Source organism: Saccharothrix sp. 6-C, assembly GCF_016695385.1.
Lineage (GTDB): Bacteria > Actinomycetota > Actinomycetes > Mycobacteriales > Pseudonocardiaceae > Actinosynnema > Actinosynnema texasense.
In genome coordinates this window covers 3427717-3448587 of record NZ_CP064192.1, presented here as the reverse complement: position 1 = coordinate 3448587, position 20871 = coordinate 3427717, and the positions used below count along the sequence as shown (strand labels likewise).

At 73.0% G+C, this 20871-nt stretch carries 18 protein-coding genes; 10 read left to right on the top strand and 8 right to left on the bottom strand.

Annotated features, from left to right (window positions below):
- The first annotated feature begins 79 nt into the window (after positions 1-79).
- A complete protein-coding gene (locus tag IOD16_RS14805; RefSeq protein WP_201440527.1) occupies positions 80-1306 on the top strand; it encodes a cytochrome P450 in 1227 nt (408 codons plus the stop codon).
- A 4-nt stretch (positions 1307-1310) separates the two neighbouring features.
- The gene (asnB, locus tag IOD16_RS14800; protein ID WP_201440526.1) at positions 1311-3125 is read left to right on the top strand and encodes an asparagine synthase (glutamine-hydrolyzing); all 1815 of its coding nucleotides are present in this window, start codon (positions 1311-1313) and stop codon (positions 3123-3125) included.
- A 329-nt stretch (positions 3126-3454) separates the two neighbouring features.
- Here the strand turns inward: asnB and IOD16_RS14795 are convergent, their stop codons facing one another.
- The 6 genes from IOD16_RS14795 to IOD16_RS14770 all read right to left on the bottom strand — a co-directional run bounded on the left by IOD16_RS14795 (position 3455) and on the right by IOD16_RS14770 (position 11071).
- Positions 3455-4885, bottom strand: coding sequence for a phenylacetate--CoA ligase family protein (locus IOD16_RS14795; protein ID WP_201440525.1), 1431 nt, complete (start codon positions 4883-4885; stop codon positions 3455-3457).
- A gap of 66 nt (positions 4886-4951) precedes the next feature.
- Positions 4952-6604 carry an HAL/PAL/TAL family ammonia-lyase gene (locus IOD16_RS14790; protein ID WP_201440524.1) on the bottom strand — a complete coding sequence of 551 codons (1653 nt, stop codon included), beginning with the start codon at positions 6602-6604 and terminating at the stop codon, positions 4952-4954.
- Positions 6605-6629: 25 nt separating this feature from the next.
- Positions 6630-7685, bottom strand: coding sequence for a 3-deoxy-7-phosphoheptulonate synthase (gene aroF, locus IOD16_RS14785; protein WP_201440523.1), 1056 nt, complete (start codon positions 7683-7685; stop codon positions 6630-6632).
- 41 nt (positions 7686-7726) lie between these two features.
- Entirely contained in the window at positions 7727-9130 is a 1404-nt protein-coding gene (locus IOD16_RS14780; protein ID WP_201440522.1) for a class I adenylate-forming enzyme family protein, read from the bottom strand.
- A gap of 31 nt (positions 9131-9161) precedes the next feature.
- A complete protein-coding gene (locus IOD16_RS14775; RefSeq protein WP_201440521.1) occupies positions 9162-10256 on the bottom strand; it encodes a 3-dehydroquinate synthase II family protein in 1095 nt (364 codons plus the stop codon).
- Positions 10253-11071, bottom strand: a complete 819-nt coding sequence (locus tag IOD16_RS14770) for a 2-amino-3,7-dideoxy-D-threo-hept-6-ulosonate synthase (protein WP_236594986.1) — start codon at positions 11069-11071, stop codon at positions 10253-10255. The genes IOD16_RS14775 and IOD16_RS14770 overlap by 4 nt, the downstream gene beginning before the upstream one ends.
- Positions 11072-11504: 433 nt before the next feature.
- Here IOD16_RS14770 and IOD16_RS14765 point away from each other — a divergent pair, with 433 nt between their 5' ends.
- The 8 genes from IOD16_RS14765 to IOD16_RS14730 are packed head-to-tail and all read left to right on the top strand — an operon-like array spanning position 11505 to position 19077.
- Positions 11505-12155, top strand: coding sequence for a response regulator transcription factor (locus IOD16_RS14765; RefSeq protein WP_201440519.1), 651 nt, complete (start codon positions 11505-11507; stop codon positions 12153-12155).
- A gap of 51 nt (positions 12156-12206) precedes the next feature.
- Entirely contained in the window at positions 12207-12845 is a 639-nt protein-coding gene (locus IOD16_RS14760; RefSeq protein WP_201440518.1) for a hypothetical protein, read from the top strand.
- Positions 12835-14502 carry a GH3 family domain-containing protein gene (locus tag IOD16_RS14755; protein WP_201440517.1) on the top strand — a complete coding sequence of 556 codons (1668 nt, stop codon included), beginning with the start codon at positions 12835-12837 and terminating at the stop codon, positions 14500-14502. Before IOD16_RS14760 ends, IOD16_RS14755 begins: the two co-directional genes overlap by 11 nt.
- Positions 14499-15365, top strand: a complete 867-nt coding sequence (locus IOD16_RS14750) for an SAM-dependent methyltransferase (RefSeq protein ID WP_201440516.1) — start codon at positions 14499-14501, stop codon at positions 15363-15365. The genes IOD16_RS14755 and IOD16_RS14750 overlap by 4 nt, the downstream gene beginning before the upstream one ends.
- 5 nt (positions 15366-15370) lie before the next feature.
- Positions 15371-16657 (top strand): NAD(P)/FAD-dependent oxidoreductase, encoded by a 1287-nt coding sequence (locus IOD16_RS14745; RefSeq protein WP_201440515.1) that lies wholly within the window; start codon positions 15371-15373, stop codon positions 16655-16657.
- Positions 16654-17751 carry a hypothetical protein gene (locus tag IOD16_RS14740; RefSeq protein ID WP_201440514.1) on the top strand — a complete coding sequence of 366 codons (1098 nt, stop codon included), beginning with the start codon at positions 16654-16656 and terminating at the stop codon, positions 17749-17751. The genes IOD16_RS14745 and IOD16_RS14740 overlap by 4 nt, the downstream gene beginning before the upstream one ends.
- Positions 17748-18485, top strand: coding sequence for a DUF6182 family protein (locus IOD16_RS14735; RefSeq protein WP_201440513.1), 738 nt, complete (start codon positions 17748-17750; stop codon positions 18483-18485). The genes IOD16_RS14740 and IOD16_RS14735 overlap by 4 nt, the downstream gene beginning before the upstream one ends.
- On the top strand, positions 18445-19077 hold the full coding sequence (locus IOD16_RS14730; RefSeq protein WP_201440512.1) for a LysR substrate-binding domain-containing protein: 633 nt from the start codon (positions 18445-18447) through the stop codon (positions 19075-19077). Before IOD16_RS14735 ends, IOD16_RS14730 begins: the two co-directional genes overlap by 41 nt.
- On the opposite strand, the gene IOD16_RS14725 is transcribed toward IOD16_RS14730, so the two are convergent.
- Both IOD16_RS14725 and IOD16_RS14720 read right to left on the bottom strand, forming a co-directional pair.
- The gene (locus IOD16_RS14725) at positions 19029-19847 is read right to left on the bottom strand and encodes a class I SAM-dependent methyltransferase (protein WP_201440511.1); all 819 of its coding nucleotides are present in this window, start codon (positions 19845-19847) and stop codon (positions 19029-19031) included. The genes IOD16_RS14730 and IOD16_RS14725 overlap by 49 nt on opposite strands.
- Positions 19847-20590, bottom strand: coding sequence for an alpha/beta fold hydrolase (locus tag IOD16_RS14720; RefSeq protein ID WP_201440510.1), 744 nt, complete (start codon positions 20588-20590; stop codon positions 19847-19849). The genes IOD16_RS14725 and IOD16_RS14720 overlap by 1 nt, the downstream gene beginning before the upstream one ends.
- Between the last annotated feature and the right edge of the window lie 281 nt (positions 20591-20871).

Genomic DNA, 20871 nt, shown 5'->3' with positions numbered 1-20871 from the left:
CGAAAGTGGGCTTGCGGCCGGTGTCGGGAATTCATTGGATGGAAACCACCCACCTCTTCGGGTCGAGCGAGGAGAGCACGTGAGCGAAAAACACGCCTACCATTCTCTGGACCAGGCGACCGACCAGTACCCGCTAGCGCTGGACGACCTCGCCGAACCACCCGCGCGGTACGCCGAACTGCGCGACAAGTGCCCCGTCGTCCCCGTCCGGATGCCGAGCGGGGACCACGCCTGGTTGGTCACCGGCTTCGACGAGGTGGTGGCGGCGATGACCGACAGCCGCCTGTCGCGTGCCGCGCTGCGCGATCCCGGCGCGCCCCGGGTGATCCCCGGTCCCGACTTCGGCGACAACCCCTACAACCTGCTCAGCCAGGAGGGCCCGGACCACGCGCGGTTGCGCAGGCTCATCGCGCCGGCGTTCACCCCGCACCGGGCGCGCCAGTGGCGCGAGCGGGTGGAGCAGATCGCCGACGAACTCGTCGACGACCTCGTCGCGGGTCCCCGCCCGGCGGACCTGCACGGGTCCTTCGCCGCCCTGTACCCGATCCGGGTCATCTGCGAGATGGTCGGCGCGCCGTACGAGGACTGGCCGCGGCTCCAGGTCTGGACCGAGCGGTTGGTCAGCATCACGGCGGGCACGGTGGAGGAGCGGCTCGCGGCGCGCGAGGAGTCCGCCGCCTACGTCGCCGCGCTGGTTGCCCAGCGGCGCGCGAACCCCGGCGGCGACCTGCTCAGCGCCCTGATCACGGCGCGCGACGACCAGGACCGCCTCTCCGAGCGGGAGCTCGTGTGGCTGGGCATCAACCTGCTGGTCGCGGGGCACGACACCACGGTCAGCGCGCTGTCGCGCGGCCTGTTCGCCCTGCTGCGCCACCCGGAGCAGTGGGAGCTGCTGCGCACCCGGCCCGAGTTGACCGACCAGGCGGTCGAGGAGCTGCTGCGCTACGCGCCGCCGTCGGAGATCGGTTTCCTGCGGATCGCCACCGAGGACCTCGACCTGGCCGGTACCGCCGTGGCCAAGGGCGAGGGCGTGATCCCCGTGATGCACGCCGTCGGCCGCGACCGCAGGCACGTCTCCGACCCCGACGTCCTGGACATCACCCGGACCGACGCCAAGCACCTGGCGTTCGGCCAGGGCACGCACTACTGCCCCGGCGCGGGGGTGGCTCGCATGGAGCTGCGGGTCGCGCTGGCGACGCTGACGCGACGGCTGCCGTCGCTGCGCCTCGCGGTGCCGGCCGCGGACGTCGAGTGGATCGGCGGGCTCCTCACCGTCCGCCCCCGAGCGCTACCCGTGGCGTGGTGACCCGGTGAGCGGCATCACCGGGTGGGTCGACTGGGAACGCGACCTCGGCGCGCACGTGCCCACGATCACCGCGATGGCGGACACGCTGGCCAGGCGGGGCCCGGACGGGGGTGACGTGTGGTCGTCGCCGCACTGCCTGCTGGGCCACCGCCGACTGGCCGTGCTCGACCCGGGCGGCGGCGGGCAGCCGATGGTGTCCCACGCGCACGACCCGGCGGCCGTGATCGTGTTCAGCGGCGAGGTCTACAACCACGCGCGACTCCGCGCGCACCTGGTCGCCAAGGGCCACGAGTTCCGCACCCGTTCCGACACCGAGGTGCTGCTGCGCGGCTACCTGGAGTGGGGCGAGCGGGTCGTCGAGCACCTGGAGGGCATGTTCGCCTTCGCGGTGTGGGACGACCGCGAGCAGTCGCTGCTGCTGGCCCGCGACCACTTGGGCGTGCAACCGCTGTTCTACGCGGAGCTGCCCGGTGGCCTGCTGTTCGGCTCCGAGCCGAAGGCGCTGCTGGCGCACCCGGGATTCTCCGCGAAGGTGGACGCGGAGGGCCTCGCGGACGTGTTCCTCGTCGGCGCGCGGCGCCCTGGTGAGGCGGTCTACGTCGGCCTCAGGGAGGTCGTGCCGGGGTGGACGGTGCGCGTCGACCGCAACGGGCTGCACCACCGCCGGTACTGGGCCTTGGAGAGCGCCCCGCACCACGACGACCTGGCCACGACGGCGCGCACGGTCCGGGAACTGCTGGACGGCATCGTCCGCGACCAGGTCGTCGCCGACGTGCCTTCGGGTGTGCTCGTCTCGGGCGGGTTGGACTCCAGCGCGCTCGCCGCGCTCGCCGCGCGGCACCACGACGGACCGCTGACCAGCTACTCGGTCGACTTCGCGGGCGGGGACACCGACTTCCGGGCCGACGCGCTGCACGTGAGCCGCGACGCGCCCTACATCGCGGCGGTGGTCGAGCACCTCGGCACGCGGCACGAGGACATCGTGCTCGACGCGCCGTCGCTGCTGGACGAGCTGAGCACCACGCTGCGGGCACGGGACGTGCCCGGTGTGGGTGACCTGGACGTGTCGCTGCACCTGCTGTTCCGCGAGGTGCGCCGCAACGTGGCGGTCGTGCTGTCCGGCGAGGGCGCGGACGACCTGTTCGGCGGGTACCCGTGGTTCCTCGCCGAGGCGCAGCGGCCGACGGCGAACTTCCCGTGGTCGGCGGGCGTGACCGACCGCAACGCGATGCTGTCCGCCGACCTGCGGGCGCACCTGGACCTGGACGCCGCGGTGGCGCAGCGCTACGCGGCGGCGCTGGCCGAGGTGCCCGTGCTGCCCGGCGAACGCGGTGTCGACCGGCGGATGAGGGAGGTCTTCCACCTGCAGATCACCCGGTTCCTGCCGTTCCTGCTCGAGCGCAAGGACCGGATGGGCATGGCGGCGGGCCTGGAGGTGCGCGTGCCGTTCTGCGACCACCGGCTGGTGGAGTACGCGTGGAACATCCCCTGGTCGCTGCACCGCGCGGGCGGGCAGGAGAAGGGCCTGCTGCGGGCGGCGATGACCGGGCTGCTGCCGGACAAGGTGCTCTACCGGCCCAAGAGCGGCTTCCCGGTGAGCCAGAGCCCCGAGTACGTGGGCGCGGTGCGCGACGCGGTGCGCGAGGTGCTCGGTGACCCGTCGTCCCCGGCCCGCCCGCTGCTGGACGAGCACGCGATGCGCCGGCTGATCGACGGCGACCAGTGGTCGAAGGGGTCCTTCACCCCGCCGCCGTGGCTGCCGCGGGCACTGCTGCTGGACGCGTGGCTGCGGGAGTACCGGGTCGACGTCGTGCTGTGACAGCGATCACGACCCCACTCCCGCTTCGGGGATGCCGTGGGCGGACGCGCCCCGTCGGCTACGGCCGGCGGGGCGCGGTGCGGCGTGGGGCGAGCGGACGCCCGGGGAACCGGTGCCGTGGCGACGTGGCCGGTCTGGCGGTCCCCGTGCGCGGCGGAGGGTGCGGAGCACTTCGTGCGGGGTCGTGGTCGCAGCGCAGGCTGGTCCGGCGGGACCGACGACCTCCGCACGACAACGCCCCCGACATGATCATCCGATCATGTCGGGGGCGTGGTCGTCGATCAGTGCGCCACGGGCGTCCCCGACACGGGGACGGGGGCCGCCGCGGTTCAGCCGACCTGGTCGAGGCTCTGCCGGACGATCGACAGGATCGGCGCGGGCAGGCGCTCCCAGTTGCGCTCGTCGCCCAGGTCGAGCACCCGGGACAGCTTCCAGCCCAGGTACTGGCCCAGTGAGGCCAGCGGTGGCAGGGTGTCCACCGCGCGCACGACGACCTCGTGCTTCGGGAACAGCGCCGCGAGCCGGTCCGCGAGCACCCCGGCCCACGCGCCGTCGGGCTCGGCGTCCGCCGTCACGAGGAACACGACCTGGCTGCCGCGCAGGACGACCATGTAGTTGAACACCTTGGCGCCGGGCAGCTCCTCGGCCCACAGCGCGTTCTCGACGTCGTTCTGGCGAATCCCGCTCTCCTCCAGCACGAGGAGGTCCTGGCCGCGGCCGAGCGTGCGCAGCACCGGCAGGGCCAGCCCGCAGGGGCACGGCGTGCCGTCGATCTCCACCAGGTCGCCGGTGCGGTACCGGATCAGGGGCCGAGCCGGGATGTCCAGGGTGGTGACCACCAGTTCGCCGCGGTCGGGCGCGCCCGTGACCAGTCGCGCGCCGCGCTCGTCGACCAGCTCCAGCAGGAAGCTCTGGGGCTGGAGGTGCAGGTTGTGGTGCTCGCAGGTGACCGCGGGCGTCCCGGTCTCCGACGAGCCGTAGGAACCGACGTACGCCCGCCCGCCGGTCAGGCGTTCGAGGTGGGCCAGCAGGCTGGGCCCGGTCTGCTCGGCCATGAGCAGCAACCGCTCGAACTTCGGGGCGGGCAGACCGGCGCGATGCGCGAACTGGATCATCTCCAGCAGCCGGGACGGCGGGCCGACGAACACCGTCGCACCGAGCTCCTCGACCAGCCTGAGCACGCGCGTGTAGTCGCCGGTGATGTTGTCGACCCACGGCCTGAACGACATCACCCCCAGGTACTCCATGATCTTCTCGAACTGGTAGGCGGCAGGCGCGAACGGCGCGTTGATCAGGATCAGCGCGATGTCCGAGGGCTGTAGCAGCCGCCCCCACATCTCGCCGATGTTGATGGTGTTCACGATCAGGTCGTCCAGCGCCTTCGGCGCCGCCGCGGGATGGCCGGTGGTGCCGGAGGACTCGTAGTAGTGCAGGAAGTCCGACAGCTTCCGGGTGAACGCGGCCTGACCGTGCCCGCTGAGTTCGCGCTTGCCCAGGAACGGAAGCCGCCCGAACACGTCGTCCAGCACGAACGCCGGGTCGAGCGCCGCACCGCCGAGGAGCAGGCGGCGCACGTCGCCGGGGATCGCGTCGTCGTACATGGGCGACTCCAACGCCGCCCCCAACGCCGCGACGAACTTGCGCGCGTACACCTCGCGCAGGTCGGCGCGACCCGCGAAGACCTCGCGCACCAGCTCGGTGTGCTCGACCTGCAGCCCGCGGGTCCGCGCGAGTTCGGTTTCATCACGCAACAACAACATCGGTGCTCCTCGAGTCGGAAAGCGGTCCTCGGTCAGGTGTTCGGCGGGACGGGCGGGTGCCCCGGCTCACCGCCCGTCACCCGGCGCGGTGCCGTCGTCCGCGATCCCGGTCGCCCGGCGCAGGGAACCGTCCCGGATGAGGTCGACCACCACGCGCACGTCGTGGTCCATCCGGCGGTCGACGTCCGCGAACGGCACGTGGTCGCGCAGCAGGGCGTGCGCGGCGCGGACCGCGGGTGACGCCGACTCCGCACCGCGCAGGTCGACGGCCTGGGCGAGGGCGAGCAGGTGGATGGCCGCGACCTCGCGGCACAGGGCGACGGCGGTGCGCGCCCCGCGGGCGGCGATCGTGGCCATGCTGACCTTGTCCTGGTTGTGGGCCTCGGTGGAACGGGAGAACACCGAGGACGGCGCGGCGTTGCCCAGCGCCTCCGCGGTGATCGCCGAGCACGCGATCTGCATGCCCTTGAAACCGTGGTGCAGGCCCAGTCCTCCGTCGCCGTCCGGCCGCCGGCTGATCAGGTTCGGGGTCAGGCCGGCGTTGAACTTCTCGTCCACCACCAACGCCAACTGCCGGTCGAGCAGGTCGGCGACGTTGGCCACGGCCACCTTCAGGCTGTCCGCCGCCTGGCCGACGTGGCCCGCGTAGAAGTTCCCCCCGTGGTGGACCTGCCCCTCCTCCGCGGCGAACAGCGGGTTGTCGGTCGAGGAGTTCACCTCGACCTCGACCCACCGCGCGGCCCACTCCAGGGTGTCCCTCAGCACGCCGTTCACGTGGGGCGCGCAGCGGATCGAGTACCGATCCTGGATGCTGTGCTCCAGCACGGTGAAGTGCCTGTCCCCCAGCGGTTCCCGCCGGACCAGCAGGTCCTCGTAGTCGGTGGTGAGCCGGGACCCGTGCACCAGGCCGCGGATCACGGCCGCGCTCGCGGACTGGCCGGGGTGCGGCTTGGCCGCGTGCAGGTACGGGTGGAAGTGCGAGGCGTTGCCGCGCAGCGCTTCGCACGCCATCGCGGTCGCCAGGTCCGCGACGAACGCCAGCTCGCGGGCGTCGTGCAGGGCCAAGGCCGCGAACGCCGCGGTGAACGCCGTGCCGTTGACCAGGGCGAGCCCTTCCTTGGCCGCCAGCACGACGGGTTCGACGCCGACTTCGGCCAGCGCCTCCCGCGCGGGCCGCACCACGCCGTCGTGCAGCACATCCCCCTCGCCGAGGAGGGTCGCGGCGAGGTAGCACAGCGGGACCAGGTCGCCGCTGGCACCCAGTGAGCCGCGTTCGGGGATCATCGGCAGGATGTCGTGGCGCAGCAGCGCCAGCAGCGTGCGCACGACCACCGGGCGCACCGCCGACGGCCCGCGCGCCAGGCAGTTCGCCCGGATCACCATCGTCGCCCGGGTGACGTCGGGCGCGGTGGTCGGTCCCGTGCCGTTGAGGTGGTAGAGCACGAGGTTGCGCTGAAGCTCCGCCGCTTTGGCGGGCGAGACCTGACGGGTGACGCTGTCGCCGAAGCCCGTGGTGACGCCGTACAGCGGGATCCCGCTGTCCACCAGCTCGTCCTTGAAGCGGGCCGACGCGAGCATCCGGTCCTCGGCCCGGGGCGCCAGCCCGACGGGGACCCGCAGCCGGGCGACGGCGGCGATCCGGTCGACGGTGAGGTCGGAGCCGTCGAGCACGACGCCGGCGCCGGTCGCCGGCGACTCGGTGGTGAGCGACTCGGTCATGTCCCGGTCTTCCTGTCGGTGGTGGTCACGGTCGGGCCGGCGCGAGGCCGGGCGCGGGTTCCAGCCCGGTGCCCAGCGCCGAGCAGATGCGGCGCAGCCGGGTGGCGAGCGCGGCGAACTCGTCGAAGTCCAGCGACTGGTCACCGTCGGACAGCGCGACCGCCGGGTCGGGGTGGACCTCGATGATCAACCCGTCGGAGCCGGCGGCGAGGGCGGCCGCCGACATCGGCCCCACGTAGCGCGCGACACCGGTCCCGTGACTCGGGTCGACGATGACCGGCAGGTGCGAGCGCTCCTTGACCACGGGGACGGCGTTGAGGTCGAGCGTGAACCTGGTGGTCCGGTCGAACGTGCGGATGCCGCGCTCGCACAGCACGACGTCGGACGCGCCGTTCGCGAGGAGGTACTCGGCCGCGTTGAGCCACTCGGACACGGTCGCCGCGAGGCCGCGCTTGAGCAGCACGGGCACGCCCGCGCGGCCGAGCTCGACCAGCAGCGAGTAGTTCTGCATGTTGCGCGCGCCGACCTGGACCATGTCCGCCACCCCCGCGACCAGGTCGATGTCGCGCACGCTCATCACCTCGGTGACCACCGGGAGGCCGATCTCGTCGCGCACCCCGGACAGCAGGGCGATGCCCTCCCGACCGAGGCCGTGGAAGCTGTAGGGCGACGTGCGCGGTTTGAACATGCCCACCCGCAGCATCGCCGCGCCCGCGTCGCGGACGGACTTCGCGGTCTCCAGCAGGACCTGCGGGTTCTCCGCCGAGCACGGCCCGGCGATCAGGACCGGGCGGCCGGCGCCGAACGCGACGCCCGCGACCCGCACCACGGTGCGCCCGCCGTCCGCGACGGGCCCGGCGAGCGGGTGCGGCAGGTCGGCGTCGACCACCGTGCGCACGTGCTCGCACGCCGTCAGCGCGGCCTCCAGGCCCTCCGCCGCCAGTGCTTCGGCGATCAGCAGCAGCCGCGCCCCGCTCTGCCGGACCTCGACGTCACCGCCGAGCCCGCCGATGCTGGTGATCAGGTCGTGCAGGTGTTCCTCGGTGACCCGGTCGTTGGTCAGGGCCAGGTACTTAGCCATTCGTTCCCCCGGTGTGGAGCTGACGCGGATGGGAGGCGGCCTCAGGCGAGGCGCTTGCCCGACCGGGGCGCCCGTGCGGCCGCGGAGTACGCGGCGCGCAACCGATCGGCGTCCCGGATCAACTTGCCGTTCGCGGTGCGCGGGATGGCGGCGACCACGTGTACGCGCTCCGGCACGCCGGAGTTGCCCAGGTGGGTGCGGCACCAGCCGATCAGGTCCGCGGAGCCGACCGCTTCGGTGACCGCCACGTGCGCCTCCAGCACGTCGCCGAAGACCACGACGGCCTCGGTCACCCGGTCGTGCGCACGCAGCACCGCTTCCACTTCCATGAGGTCGACCCCGCCGCCCGGGACCCGCGGGGCGGAACCGACGCGGCCGCGCAGCCACAGCACGCCGGCCGCGTCCCGGTCGACCAGGTCCCCGGTGCGCAGCCAGCCGTCGCCGTGCCACGACCCGCCGTGGAGGTAGGGCGAGGCGGCCTGCCGGACGTGCAGCTCGCCGTCGACGACGCGCACGCCCATGCCCGGCGCCGGCGTGCCGATGGCGGGCGGCGGGTGCACCCCGGGCAGGTCGGCGGCGATCAGGCCGACCTCGGTCATGCCGTACGCCTGTCCGATCAGGACACCGCACCGCGCGGCGAAGCGGTCGCGGACCGCGGGGCGCAGCGCCTCGCCGCCGGACACCGCGAGCCGCACGGCGGGCAGCAGGGTCGCCGTCGCGGCCTGGGCCATGCCCTCGAACTGGCGCGGCAGGCCGAAGATCGCGGTGATCCCCTCCGCCTCGACGGTCCTGAGCAGCTCGTCCGGTCCGAGCCGGTCGGTGAACACGACGGTCGCCCCGGCGTGCAGGGCGTGCAGGATCCCGCCGACGAGTCCCAGGGAGTGGGACATGGAGTGCAGCAGCAAGACGCGATCACCGCGCGTGGGCATGCCGTCGAGCGCGGCGAACCTGAGCACCTCGGCCATCAGCGAGTCCCCGATCCTGCCGATCACCTTGGGCACGCCGGCGACGCCCGAGCTGAACTGCACCAGGCAGTGCGCCGTGTCGGCGGGCCTGCCCCCGGTCGAGGGTCGGACGATCACCTCGGACTCGGGCCGGAACGGCGTGGTCGTGCGCCCGGGACCGCCGAACCTGATCTGGTGGCCCGGCGCGCACAGCTGCAGCAGTTCGTCGGCCTCCGCGCCGGTCAGCCACGGGTCCACCAGCACGACCTGAACGTCCCGCGACCACAGCGCCAGCAGCACCCACAGCTGGGTGAAGCTGGGCTGCGCCCGGACCGACACCCGCTGACCGGGCCTGATGCCGTGCCCGTCGAGCAGCCGCACCAGCTCGTCCACCCGTTCACGGACCTGCGCCCTGGTGACGCGGGAGTGCCGGCCGATCCACACCACGTCCTCTCCCGGACCGTCGAGCAGCGTCGAACCCCACCACGTTGCCGAGTGCACCCGCTCCCCCCTCGCGGATCGCCGTTCCCGCCTACTTCTCGATGCAGAACTCGCCGACCGGCCACCCGACGTGCCGCTTGTCGGTCGCCAGGTAGCCGAGCAGCTGGTCCCCCGCCTTCAGCTCGGTGACGTTGTGGACTGTGCCGCCCGGACCGAGGACCCTGACGTGCCAGTCGTCCTGCACGGTCAGGCTCACCGGCGTCCCGTCCTCGGCGACGGTGTTGATCGTCAGCAGGGGGCGGGACTCCAGCTTCACCCGGCCGACCGCGACCCGGCGGGTGCGGCCGTCGGCGGCGACCGCGAGGACCGCGCTGCCGGTGTGCAGCTCGCTGAGGTAGTTGGTCCGGTTCTCCAACCCGACCACGTAGGAGTGCAGCGCGCCCGCGTTGACCCGGAACGGGCGGGTGGGCATGTAGGGCAACGGGTGCGTCTCGCTCGCGCACAGCACGAACCCGTGCGCGAACGAGCCGACGAGCATGCCCTCGTCCTTCTCGAAGTGCGTGGTGGTGTCGACGCAGACGCGGTCGCCGAGGCCGGTGTGCGCGATGTTCTCGACGGTGAGCTTGGTGAGCACCAGCTCCGGCGTGCCGGGACTGAGCAGGGACACCAGGTCGAACACCTCGGTCACCCGGGCGGGGGCGAACAGGACGCCGTCCGAGCCCTTCTCCAGGACGTCGACGATCACACCGGCCTCCTCGACGGTGGAGGCCTCGCAGATCAGCCTGCCGTCGCTGCGGTCGGCCGCGGCGATCACGATCTCCAACGGGATCTTGGTGGGGTCGCGGAACCTCACGATCGTGCAGGGCAGCGCGATCGCGGCGTCGCACGCCAGCCGCAGCGTGCCGTCGTCGACCACGTGGACGCTCGCGGCCAGGGCCCGCTGCTCCTCCACCGGCAGCGAGCGCAGCGCGTCGAGGTCCGCCGGGGTCTCGACGGACACCAGGCGCACGTCGGCGACCTCGGAGTCCGGTGAGGTCGAGATCCTGCGCATGGTCGGGGGGAGCGTGGCGAGCACGGAGTCGTCGTCGTCGACGACGCCGTCCAGGCGCGCGTGCACGGCCGCGTCCAGGACGGCCTGCTTCTGCTCGGCGGGAACGGTGCGGAGGTCGATCCAGGCGAACTTCACGGTGTACCTGCCAGGGTTCGGGTGGACGTGGGAACGGGTGGCGTGCCGCGCCGGTGCACGGCCGCGGTGAGCGAGCGGACGGCGTCACCCGGGGATGGGTGCTCGAACACCCGCCTGCCGACGGCGAGGCCGGCGCACCCCGCGGTGATCACGTCGCGCGCGTAGCCGGCGAGGTCGCCCGCGACCGACGGCCCGCCCGCGACCAGGACCGGGATCGGGCTCGCGGTGACCACGTCCCGCAGGCGCTCGACGGGGTTCGTCCAGCTCGTCTTGACCAGGTCGGCACCCAGGTCGGCCGCGATGCTGACGACGTGCGCCAGTGTCCGCGCGTCGTGCGGGTCCACGACGCGAGGACCGCGCAGGTAGACCATCGCCAGCAGCGGCATCCCCATCCGGTCGCACTCGGAGGCGACCGCGCCGAGGTCGCCCAGTTGGCGCTCCTCGGTGTCGGAGCCGATGTTGACGTGCACGCTGACGCCGTCCGCGCCGAGCCGGACGGCGTCCTCCACGCTTGCGACGAGGACTTTCGCGTCCGAGTCGGGCGCGTGGCTGGTGCTCGCGCTGAGGTGCACCACCAGTCCGGCGCCGTTGAGCGCCGAGGTGTCGATCAGGCGGGCTCGACCCCGGTGGACCACGACGGCATCGGCGCCGGCCGCGGTCACGTCCGCGACGAGCCCGGTGAACGCCGGGCTCGTCGTGACCGGTCCCTCGGACACGGAGTGGTCGAGCGGGATGAACAGGTAACGGCCGTCGCCGCGGCGCGAGAGGCGGCCCAAGCGCAGCGCCTTGCCGTGCGAAGAATCGGTTGCGGTCACTCGGTCTCCTCCTCGGCGGTGTCCCGGGCATCGGCACGACTGCGGGACATCGAGGTGGCCAGCCTGTGCGAAGCGGGTGGATTGCAAAAGGCCTCTCACACCTGCTCTTCGGTGAGAGCCCATTCGCCCGGTGACCTAGCCATTCGGTGCGCACCGTCGGCCGCCCCGGACGAGCGGACACCCGGTGTAACCCGTTCGGCTTACCTGGATCACGCCACACCTTGTACGAACCGCGACAAGATGGCGCGAATTGCGTTAGCCCGATAGCGTGAACAGGCCCTCGTCCGAGACAAGTCCCGCCCCTTCGAGGTAGCATCGGCCGGGATGCCAGGGGGATATATCCTCGAGCGTCGCGTGGCGACTTCCGCACCACGTCCCGGGGGGGCTCGTGATGGCACATAACTATTCGGGGGAGAGGACTGACCGCATCGACGTGTCGGTCGCCCTGAAAAACGATCTACAACGGTTCGGAATTGAGCGGATACTTCATTCACTGGACACTGTCGGGCGAATCAGGCTGCTCACCTCGGCGAACGAGGCGACGACGACCGGCGGAGCCGCCGGTCTGCGGGTGCTCATCCTCGCCCTGTGGGAAGTGCCCGACGCCGGTCGGGTGCCACTCCAGAGCCCTGGCACGAAAATCCTGTTCCTGATGGACAGCTCCAACCCACACCACGTCGTCGACGCGGCCACCGCAGGTGGCAACGGGTTCCTCGACGTGCGGCAGTTGAACGGCAGGACGCTCGGTGACGCCCTGAACCGCGTGCGCTGCGGTGAGGTGCCGATGCCGGCCCAACTCGCCCACGACCTGCTCGCGAAGGTGCGGGACAGCTCGGAAGCGGATCGCACCGGGTATTCCAAGCAGATAACCCCGCGCGAGCACCAAGTGCTGGGCCTGCTCGTCGAAGGGCTGAGCAACAAGCAGATCGCCCGCCGCCTCGGGATCTCCGAGCACGGCGTCAAGAGGCTCGTCGCCAGCATTCTGGCGAAGTTGAACTGCACGAACCGGACACAGGCGGTCGTGAAGGCCATCCGGGACGAGCTGTGCGCGCAGGTCGCCATTTCCGCCGCGCCTCCGCGTTGACCTCCGACGCGCCGGTCTCCGATTTTCACACACACCACGGGGAACGTCACCATGCTCGCACGCCGTCGTGAATTCATCGTGCTGTCCGGCGCCGACTACGCCGGTAAATCCACCGTCATGCGCGCGCTCGCCGAGGACACCGGTGTCCACCTGGTTTCGGTCGACAGCGAACTGCTCCCGGCGAACCAGACCGCGATACCCGTGCTGCGCCGGACACTCGTCTCGGACGTGCTGCCGAACGTCGGGCGGACGCACTCGTTCGAGTTCGCGATGAGCGTGTTGCAGACCGCCGTCGTGCACTTGCGCGACCGGGTGCTCGCGCTGCCGCCGGACCTGCCGGTGCTGGTCGACTCCTACTACTACAAGATCCTCGCGAAGTGCCGGCTGCTCGGGCCCCGCGACCACCCCCTCTACTCGTGGTGGTGGTCGTTCCCCCAGCCCCGCCGGGTGCTCTACCTCGACGTGTCGCCGGAGACGGCGTGGGAGCGCAGCGGCCGAGGCGCGCGGGTCAACAGGATGGAGCACTACGGCGACACGCCGGACCGCGCCGCGTTCCTGGCCTACCAGCAGGACCTGGCCGAAGAGCTGCTGGGACGGCTCGCCCACCTGCCGGTGACCGTGGTCCCCGAGCAGCGGGGCGCCGACGGCGCGCTCCTCGCGGTGCGGGAGGTCCTCGACGATGCCGCCTGAGTCCTGGGCGGACGCGGGGTGGCCGGACCGCTACCGCGACCGCGTGTTCGCCGAGCGGGCCGGCCTGCTCGACGCGCTGCCGGACGTCGACACCCACCAGCGCGAGGTCCTCGACCACCTGCTCGCCGCCAACGCCGACACGCACTTCGGCCGCGCGCACGGCTTCCACCGCATCCGCTCGTTCGACGAGTACCGGCGCGCGGTACCGATCCGGACCTACGCCGGGCTGGAGCCGTGGATCGACCGCGCCGCGGCGGGTGAGCGCCGCGTGCTCACCGCCGACGACCCCGCCGTGTTCTTCACCAGCAGCGGGAGCACCGGCGCGCACAAGAAGATCCCGGTGACGCCCACGTTCATGCGGACCGTGTTCTTCCCGTTCTTCTACGCCGCGTGGGCGCCGCTGGTCGAGCACTTCCCGGACGTGCTCGCGCGGCCGGACGCGGTGCTCAACCTCAAGCACGACCCGGTGTCCGCCCCGCCGACGACGGCGTCCGGCAAGCCGCACGTGGGCGCGAGCCAGGTCGACTTCGGCACGGCGTTCGGCGAGCCGTTGTCCGCCGAACCGGGCACCGCCGCACCGTGGGCGCGGCTGCCGGTCGCGGTCGGCGACGGCGAGCACCTGGAGAAGGCGTACCTGCGACTGCGGTTCGCGGTCGAGCACGACGTGCGGTGCGTCATCGGGATCAACCCGGCGATGGTGGCCGCGCTGCCGCGCCAGTTGGCGCTGTGGTTGCCCCGCCTGGTGCGGGACGTCCACGACGGCGCGCACGGCGCGGCACCCAACCGTCGTCGCGCCACCGAGCTCACCCGGCTGGCCGACCGGTTCGGCACGGTGCGCCCGGCGCACCTGTGGCCGAACCTCAAGGTGCTGTTCTGCTGGACCAGCGGACTGGCCGGGTTGTACCTGCCCAGGCTGCGCGAGGAGTACGGCGTCGGCGTCACCGCGCTGGCCGCGCCGGTGGCGGCGTCCGAGGGACCGGTCGCGGTGCCCTTGGACCGGCACCCGACCGCAGGCCCGCTGGTGGTGAACGCGGCGCGCTACGAGTTCGCCGACGCCGACTCGGCACTGGGCGCGGACACGCCGACGCTCGACCACCACGACCTGGAGCCGGGCCGCGAGTACCACGTGGTCCTCAGCCACGTCGGCGGGCTCTACCGGTACGCGGTCGGCGATGTGGTGCGCGTCGTCGACCGGGTGCGCGGCGTCCCCCGCGTGGCCTACGCAGGGCGCTCCGGCACGTCGGACGCGGTCGGTGAGGGACTGCGCGAGTCGCACGTCGTCTCGGCGCTGGGCACGGCGCTCGGCACGGCGGGCCTGGAGGTGCGCAACGCCACGTGCCGGGTGGCCCCGGACGAGGTGCCGCACTACGAGTTCGCGGTCGAGCCGCTGACCCCGTGGAGCGAGGCCGAGACCCGGCGGTTCGCCGCGGACCTGGACGCCTCACTGGCCCGCGCCGCCACCGGCTACCGGACCGCGCGGCGGACGGGGCGGCTCGGCGGCGCCCGGGTCGTCCGCCTCGCACCGCACGCCTTCACCACCGACTGGCTCGCGACCGTGGCCTCCGGGGTCCGGCCGAGCCAGGCCAAGGACCGGGTGTTCCGCCGGGACGAGGAGTCCTGGCGGCGCCTGGTGGACCCCGATGGAGGACAACCATGACCACCGACCTGGACGCGGTGGAGAAGACGTGCCTGTTGACCGCCGCGCTGCGCGCCGCCGAGACCCGGCGTGCCGACCGGCTGTACGAGGACCCGTTCGCCGAACGCCTCGCGGGCGGTGAGGGCGCGGACCTGCTGGCCGAGATCACGGAGCTGACCCACCCGGCCGACGGCACGCCGCGCCGGGTGCCGAGCACGATCGACTACAACGCGATACGCACCCGCTTCTTCGACGACTTCCTGCTCTCGGCGGTGGCCGACCCGGCGCTGACCCAGGTGGTGCTCGCGCCGGTCGGCATGGACGCGCGCGCTTACCGGCTCGGTTGGCCGCCGCGGGTGCGGGTGTTCGAGGTGGACCGCCCGGCGGTGCTGGCGGTGAAGCACCACCGCTTGGGCGACGCCCTCCCGCTCGTCGACCGCAGGCCGGTGGAGCTGGACATGGTCGAGGACGACTGGGCGGGCCCCCTGCTCGCCGCGGGCTACGACCCGGCCGCGCCATCGGTGTGGCTGCTGGAGGGCCTGCTCTACTACATCCCGGAAGCCGCCGTGCACCGCGTCCTGGACCACGTCCGCTCGTTGACCGCGCCCGGCAGCCTCGTCGCGGGCGACATAGTCAACGCTGTGTCGCTGTCCTCACCGCGGACCGCCGCGCTGCTCCGCGTGTTCGCGCGCTGGGGATGCCCGTGGCTGTTCGGCGCCGACGACCCCGAGGCCCTGTTCGACCGGCACGGGTTCGCCGTCGACGCCGCGCAACCCGGCGAGGAGGGCGCCGGTCGCGGCCGGTGGCCCGACCCGGTGGTCCCGCGCGCGCAGCCGGACGTCGAGCGGGTCTTCCTGGTCAGCGGCCGGCGGCGGGAGGGATGAGCGGTATGGCCGGCGCTGCCGACGTCGTCGTCGCCGGTGGCAGCGCCGCGGGTCTGCTGACCGCGTTCGCCCTGGCCACCTCGGGCGCGCGGGTGCTGGTGCTCGAACGGTCGGCCGATCCCGGCGGTCGCGCGGGAGTCGGAGAGCCGTTCGTGCCGCAGGCCGGGCACGCGCACACCGTGACGTCGGCCGGCGTCACACTGCTGCGACAGCACGCCCCGGTGGTGCTGGACGCGTTGTCCGCCGCCGGCGCGCACGTGCTCACCGCGCACGCCGATGACGGGCTACCGGCCCTGGCGTGCCGCCGCACCACCTTCGACCGGGTGCTGCGCGGGATCGTGCGGGAGGTGCCGGGTGTCGAAGTCCGCCACGGCACCGCGGTGCGCGGGCTGACTCTCGACCCGACCCGCCGACGGGTCACCGGTGTGGTGTCCGACGACGGGCCCGCGGCAGCCGGTGCCGTGGTCGACGCGACCGGCACGCGCGCGCGGTCGGTGGCCTGGCTCTCCGCCGCCGGCGCCCCGACGCCGACCGACTGGACCCGTCCGTCCGACCTGCTCGGCTTCACCCGCTTCTACCGAGGACCCTCCGGACCGCTCAACCGCGGGCACGGCGCGGGAGGGGTGTGGGACCACTTCGCCGGGGTGGTGCACCCAGGCGACGGCGACTCGTTCTCCGTCTCCCTCGGGGTGCTGCCGACCGACCCGGTGCTGGGCGCGCTGCGACACGAACCGGCCTTCACCGCGGCCGCGCGAGCCACACCGTGGGTCCGGGACTGGCTCTCGGGCCCCATCACGCCGATCTCACCGGTGCGCGCCATGTCGTCACCGCCCAACGTGCTGCGCTCACCGGTCCCGGTGCACGGCTTGCACCTCGTCGGCGACGCGGCGTGCACGACGAACGCGTTGCTGGGCCGGGGGATCTCCATGGCGATCGCGCACGCGTTCCGGCTGGCCGCCTCCCTGCCCGACGACACGGCCCACGAGTTCAGCGAGCCCTGGTACCGGCACGCCGTGCGGTGGGACCGGGAGCGGGTGGCTCGATGGACGGCCGTCCTCAACGGCCGGTCGGTCCCGCTGTCCCCGCTGTGGCGGGTCGACTCCGCGGCGCGCACGGACCCGAAGGTGCGGCGGGTGCTCGCACGTGTGCTCATGGGCACCGACTCCCCCGAGTCGCTGGACGAGGAGTGGTTGGTGGCCAGGGCCCGCGACGCACCGCCCGCGCCGTACGACGGACCGACCCGCGGCGATCTCGTGCGCGCGGTCCACCGGGTCGAGGAGGTCCGGACGTGACCGCCTCGCGGGTGCTGGTCGCGCCGGTGACGGTGACACCGACCAAGCCCCTGACACCGAGCCACCTGAAGGGCCTGCTGTGGACGGACGTGCTGGTGCGGGCGACGGAACTGGTCGCGGACGTGCACTACCGCTACAGCACCACGACCTACCACGTCACCGAGCAGGAGACGGGGTTCTGGGAGTTCCTGGACCGCACGATCGGTGACACGGACTACTCGGACGCCCCGGAGGAGGAGATCGGCGCGCTGTACGTGCGTTACCGCGCGGGCTCCCCGGCGCGGTCCGAGGCGCTGAGGCCGTACGTGGAGGCGGTCGAGCACTCCGGCTGGGTGCACCCGGCGAGCCTGCGGGTGCTGGAGCTGTGGGCCGACCAGTACCGCCGACTCGGGATGCGCGACCCCGGCTTGACCCGTCGGCAACCGCCGGGAATGTCGTTCGCCGAGGTGGTCGACGCCCTCGGGGACCTCTGCCTGGACCACCGCGCCGAGAACGGCCCGGTGTACCTGGACCTGACGCGCGAGGGCATGCCGCTGCGCAGGATCGCCGACGCCGACGGCAGGCCCAACTACCTGGGCTGCGCGCTGCGCGACCTGGTGCCACTGGCGCCGGCGTACGACGAGGTCGTGCTGTTGTGCGACCGGGAGCTGGAGAACGACTACGCCGCGCTGCAACGGGTGCTCGCACGGCTCGGCCCGGCGGTCCGGCGCACGGTCCTCGGTCGGGTCCCGCTCGACGGCGTCGTTCGCTCCGCGCGGCACGGCGGTTGGGAGGGCAGCACGGTGGGGAAGCTGCTGGACGCGACGGCCGAGCACGAGAAGTCCGCTCTGCGCCTGGGCATGCGGTTGTACTTCATCGCCGTGCTCGGCCCGGGCCAGCGGCAGTCGTTCCGCCCGGACCTGCTGCGCCGCCACCTGGCGAAGGCCGAACGCCTGCTGGCCGACAGCGACGACCGCGGGTCGGATCCCCGCGCGCTGCTCACCGCGCACCGAGACGACCGGCTGCACGTCGACCCGTACCCGCTGACGTCGGGCCTGCTGAACCGGCACGGACCGCGGCCGAGCACCCGACTGCTGACAGAGGTGTTCACGTGACCCTCTCCCAGCGCTTCTTGCGCGGCGAGTTCGACCGCCGCGTCCGGCTCGCCCACCGCGGCCCCCGCCCGTCCGACGAGACCCCACCGGGCGGCGCGCGACCCGCCGACGCCCCGCTCACCGCGGTGGTCATGCGCAACTTCGCCGTCCAACCCTGGATCCGCGCCACCGTCGCCTTCGCACTCACCGTTCCGCCGGAACGGGCGGCCCGGTGGCAGCGGGCGTTCACCAGGACCGTCTTCCTGGCCGGCAACCCGGCGAACCTCGCCGCCCGCTACCGGTTCGACCACGTCGCCGACGACGGGTCCGCCGCTTGGCTCGGGCCACGCCCGGAGGCGGAGTCGGCGGCGCTGCGGAGGCTGCTCAAGCTCTACACCGCTCCTCGTCCGTTCGGCGACGTCGCACCGGGCCCGGCAGCCGTGGCGGTGCCGGGCCCGCCCTCGGGGCGGGTGCTGGGCCTGCACGTCGCGACGGTCGGGATCACGGTGAGCACCGGCCTGGTCCACCTCAACCACCTGTTGGTCGAGGCGGTCTTCGACGGCGCGGTAGGCGCGGGAGACCTGCTCCTGCCCCGGTTCGCACCCCGCCTGACCGGTCTGCGCCCGCCCTACGCGGCGCTGCGCGTCGGGCCGGACCCCGAGGTGCCGCACAGGCTGCGGGCGTTCGCCTGCCTGAGTGAGGAGGAGGTGATCCGTGGTGCGGTTGGGTTACCACGGTTCGCGCACACCGACTGAACGGGTGGTGCGGGCCGCGGGCCGGTCCCCGGACGAGGTCGACCTCGTCGTGTACGACATCGCCGACCCGTTCGCCGCACTGCGGGCGGGCGAGGTCGACCTGATGGTGGTGAAGTTCCGCATCGACGAGCCGGACCTGGTCCTCGGGCCGACGCTCGTCTCCGACGGGAGGGCCGCCGTGCTCGCCGCCGGTCACCCGCTCGCCGCGCGCCCGTCGTTGTCCGTCGAGGACCTGGTGGACGAAGAGCTGTTCGCGGCGCCGGGCAGGCTGCCGGGGTACGTGTGGGACCAGGTGGTGCCCCCGGTCACCCCGTCGGGTCGCCCGCTGCGCCGGGTGCACCGGGTCCTGACGGTCGCGGAGATGATGCGGCTGGTCGCCGGGTCGTCGGCGGTGCACCTGTCGGTGGTGTCCCTGGCCGACTTGGCCCCACCGGAGGTGGCGGTCGTCCCGGTGTCCGACCTCTCCCCCGCTCCGGTCGCGCTGGCCTGGCGCGCGACCGGGACACCCGCCGAGGCGTTGGCGTTCGCGGCCGACGCGGCGGGTCAGGCCGGCACGGTGCCGACCGCGAGCACGGCGCCCTCGCAGGCGTAGGCGCGCGGCGAGTCGAGCGGGTGGTCGTCGGCGGACAGGAACCGGGCCCAGTCGCCCCGACCACCCGCCTGGCGGGCCAGGTCCGCGCACGCCCGGCCGAAGTAGCGGCGGGACGCCGGGTCCAGCGGCCCGTACCGCTCGATCAGCACGGTGCGCTGCGCCACCGCCTCGAACCCGGCATCGGCCAGGTGGTGGTGCAGGTCGCGGGACCGCAGCAACTGCCGGGCATACCCGTCGCGCACCGCGGCCGACCGGAAGAAGTCGACGACCAGGAACGGGTCGGCCGGACGCACGGTGATCGACGACGCGTCGAGCTCCTTGATCGCCACCGTGCCGCCGGGCCGCACGACGCGGCGCAGTTCGGCCAACGCGCGGTCGAGCGCGTCATCGTCGAGGTACTGCACGACGTTCGAACACCACGCGACGTCCACCGAGTCGTCGGCCAGCGGCAGGGCGCGCAGGTCGGCGACCCGGACGTCCAACGGGCACGGCAGCGTGAGGTCGCCGACCGCCTTCACGTGCTCGGGTGCGAGGTCGACCGCCGTGATGCGCCCACCCGCGCCGACGAGGTCCGCCAGCGCGGGCAGGAACGCCCCGGCGCCACAGCCCGCGTCGAGCATGTGCGCGCCCTCCGTCACCGGCACCCGGGCGAGCAGCCCGAGGTATTCGGCGCGGCAAGCCTGGAAGTGCTCGTCCACGATGGACTGCTCGGTGAAGCCGAGGTCAACCGACGACCGGAATCCCCAGTCCGCACCGCTCGGCACGGACATCAGCCGGTCACCTCTTCCACCAGCGCGAGCAGCGCCGCGCTCACCGCTCCCGGCGCTTCGAGAGGGGGCAGGTGCCCGACTCCCGGCAGGCTCACCACCCGGGAGCGCGGCAGCGCGGCGACGAGGTCCGCCGTGCGGTCGGGCGGGACGAGTTCGTCCTCCGCTCCGGCGATCACCACGGTCGGGACTCGCACCCGGCGGAGCACGTCGACGGAGTCGGGTCGTGCGGCCACCGCCGCCTGGGCCCAGGCGACCGCTTCCGGCGCGGCGTCGTCCACCCAGGCCCGCAGCCGGCTCAGCAAATCGGGCCGTGTGTCCCGAGTCGTGCGCCCGAGCAGCGCGGGCGTCGTCGCGGCGATCACCGTCGATCTCCGTTCCGCGTCGAGGAGGTCCGCAGCCATCCGCAACCGCGTCGATCGCGTCCCGTCGGAGTCGGCGTCCGCCCTCGTGCCGATCAACCCCAACCCGAGCACCCGCCCCGGGTGACGGCGGAGGAACTCCATCGCCACGTACCCGCCCATCGAGGCTCCCACGATCACCGCGCCCCGCACGCCCCGTTCGTCGAGCGCGCGGGCCACGTCGTCGGCCAGCAGGCTCAGCGACGGCTCCTGGCGCCCCAGCGGAGCGCCCCCGAATCCGCGTGAGTCGAGCGCGAGGGCGCGATCGCGCAGTGCACCGACCTGAGCCGACCACATCGCGGACGACAACGGCAAGGCGTGCAGCAACACCACCGGAGTGCTCATGCCCCGGATGATGCCGATTCACGACGTGCGCCGACATCACGCACGTTGGCATACCCGATCGGCTAGACCAGGCGCGACGGGCACCGGTGAGCGGCACGCCGGTCCGGCGGCACGATCACGCGGTGGCCATTCCAGGTGCTCACGCCGGATGTTCCGGGTAGCGGTCCAACGGTCCGTTCATCATCCTCCGCACTCGCCCGGCGCGGTCGAACGGTCTCATGCGTGCCCGGCTCGCCGGACCGGATTCTCACCGGAGCTCGACAGCACCCCACCGAGGTCCA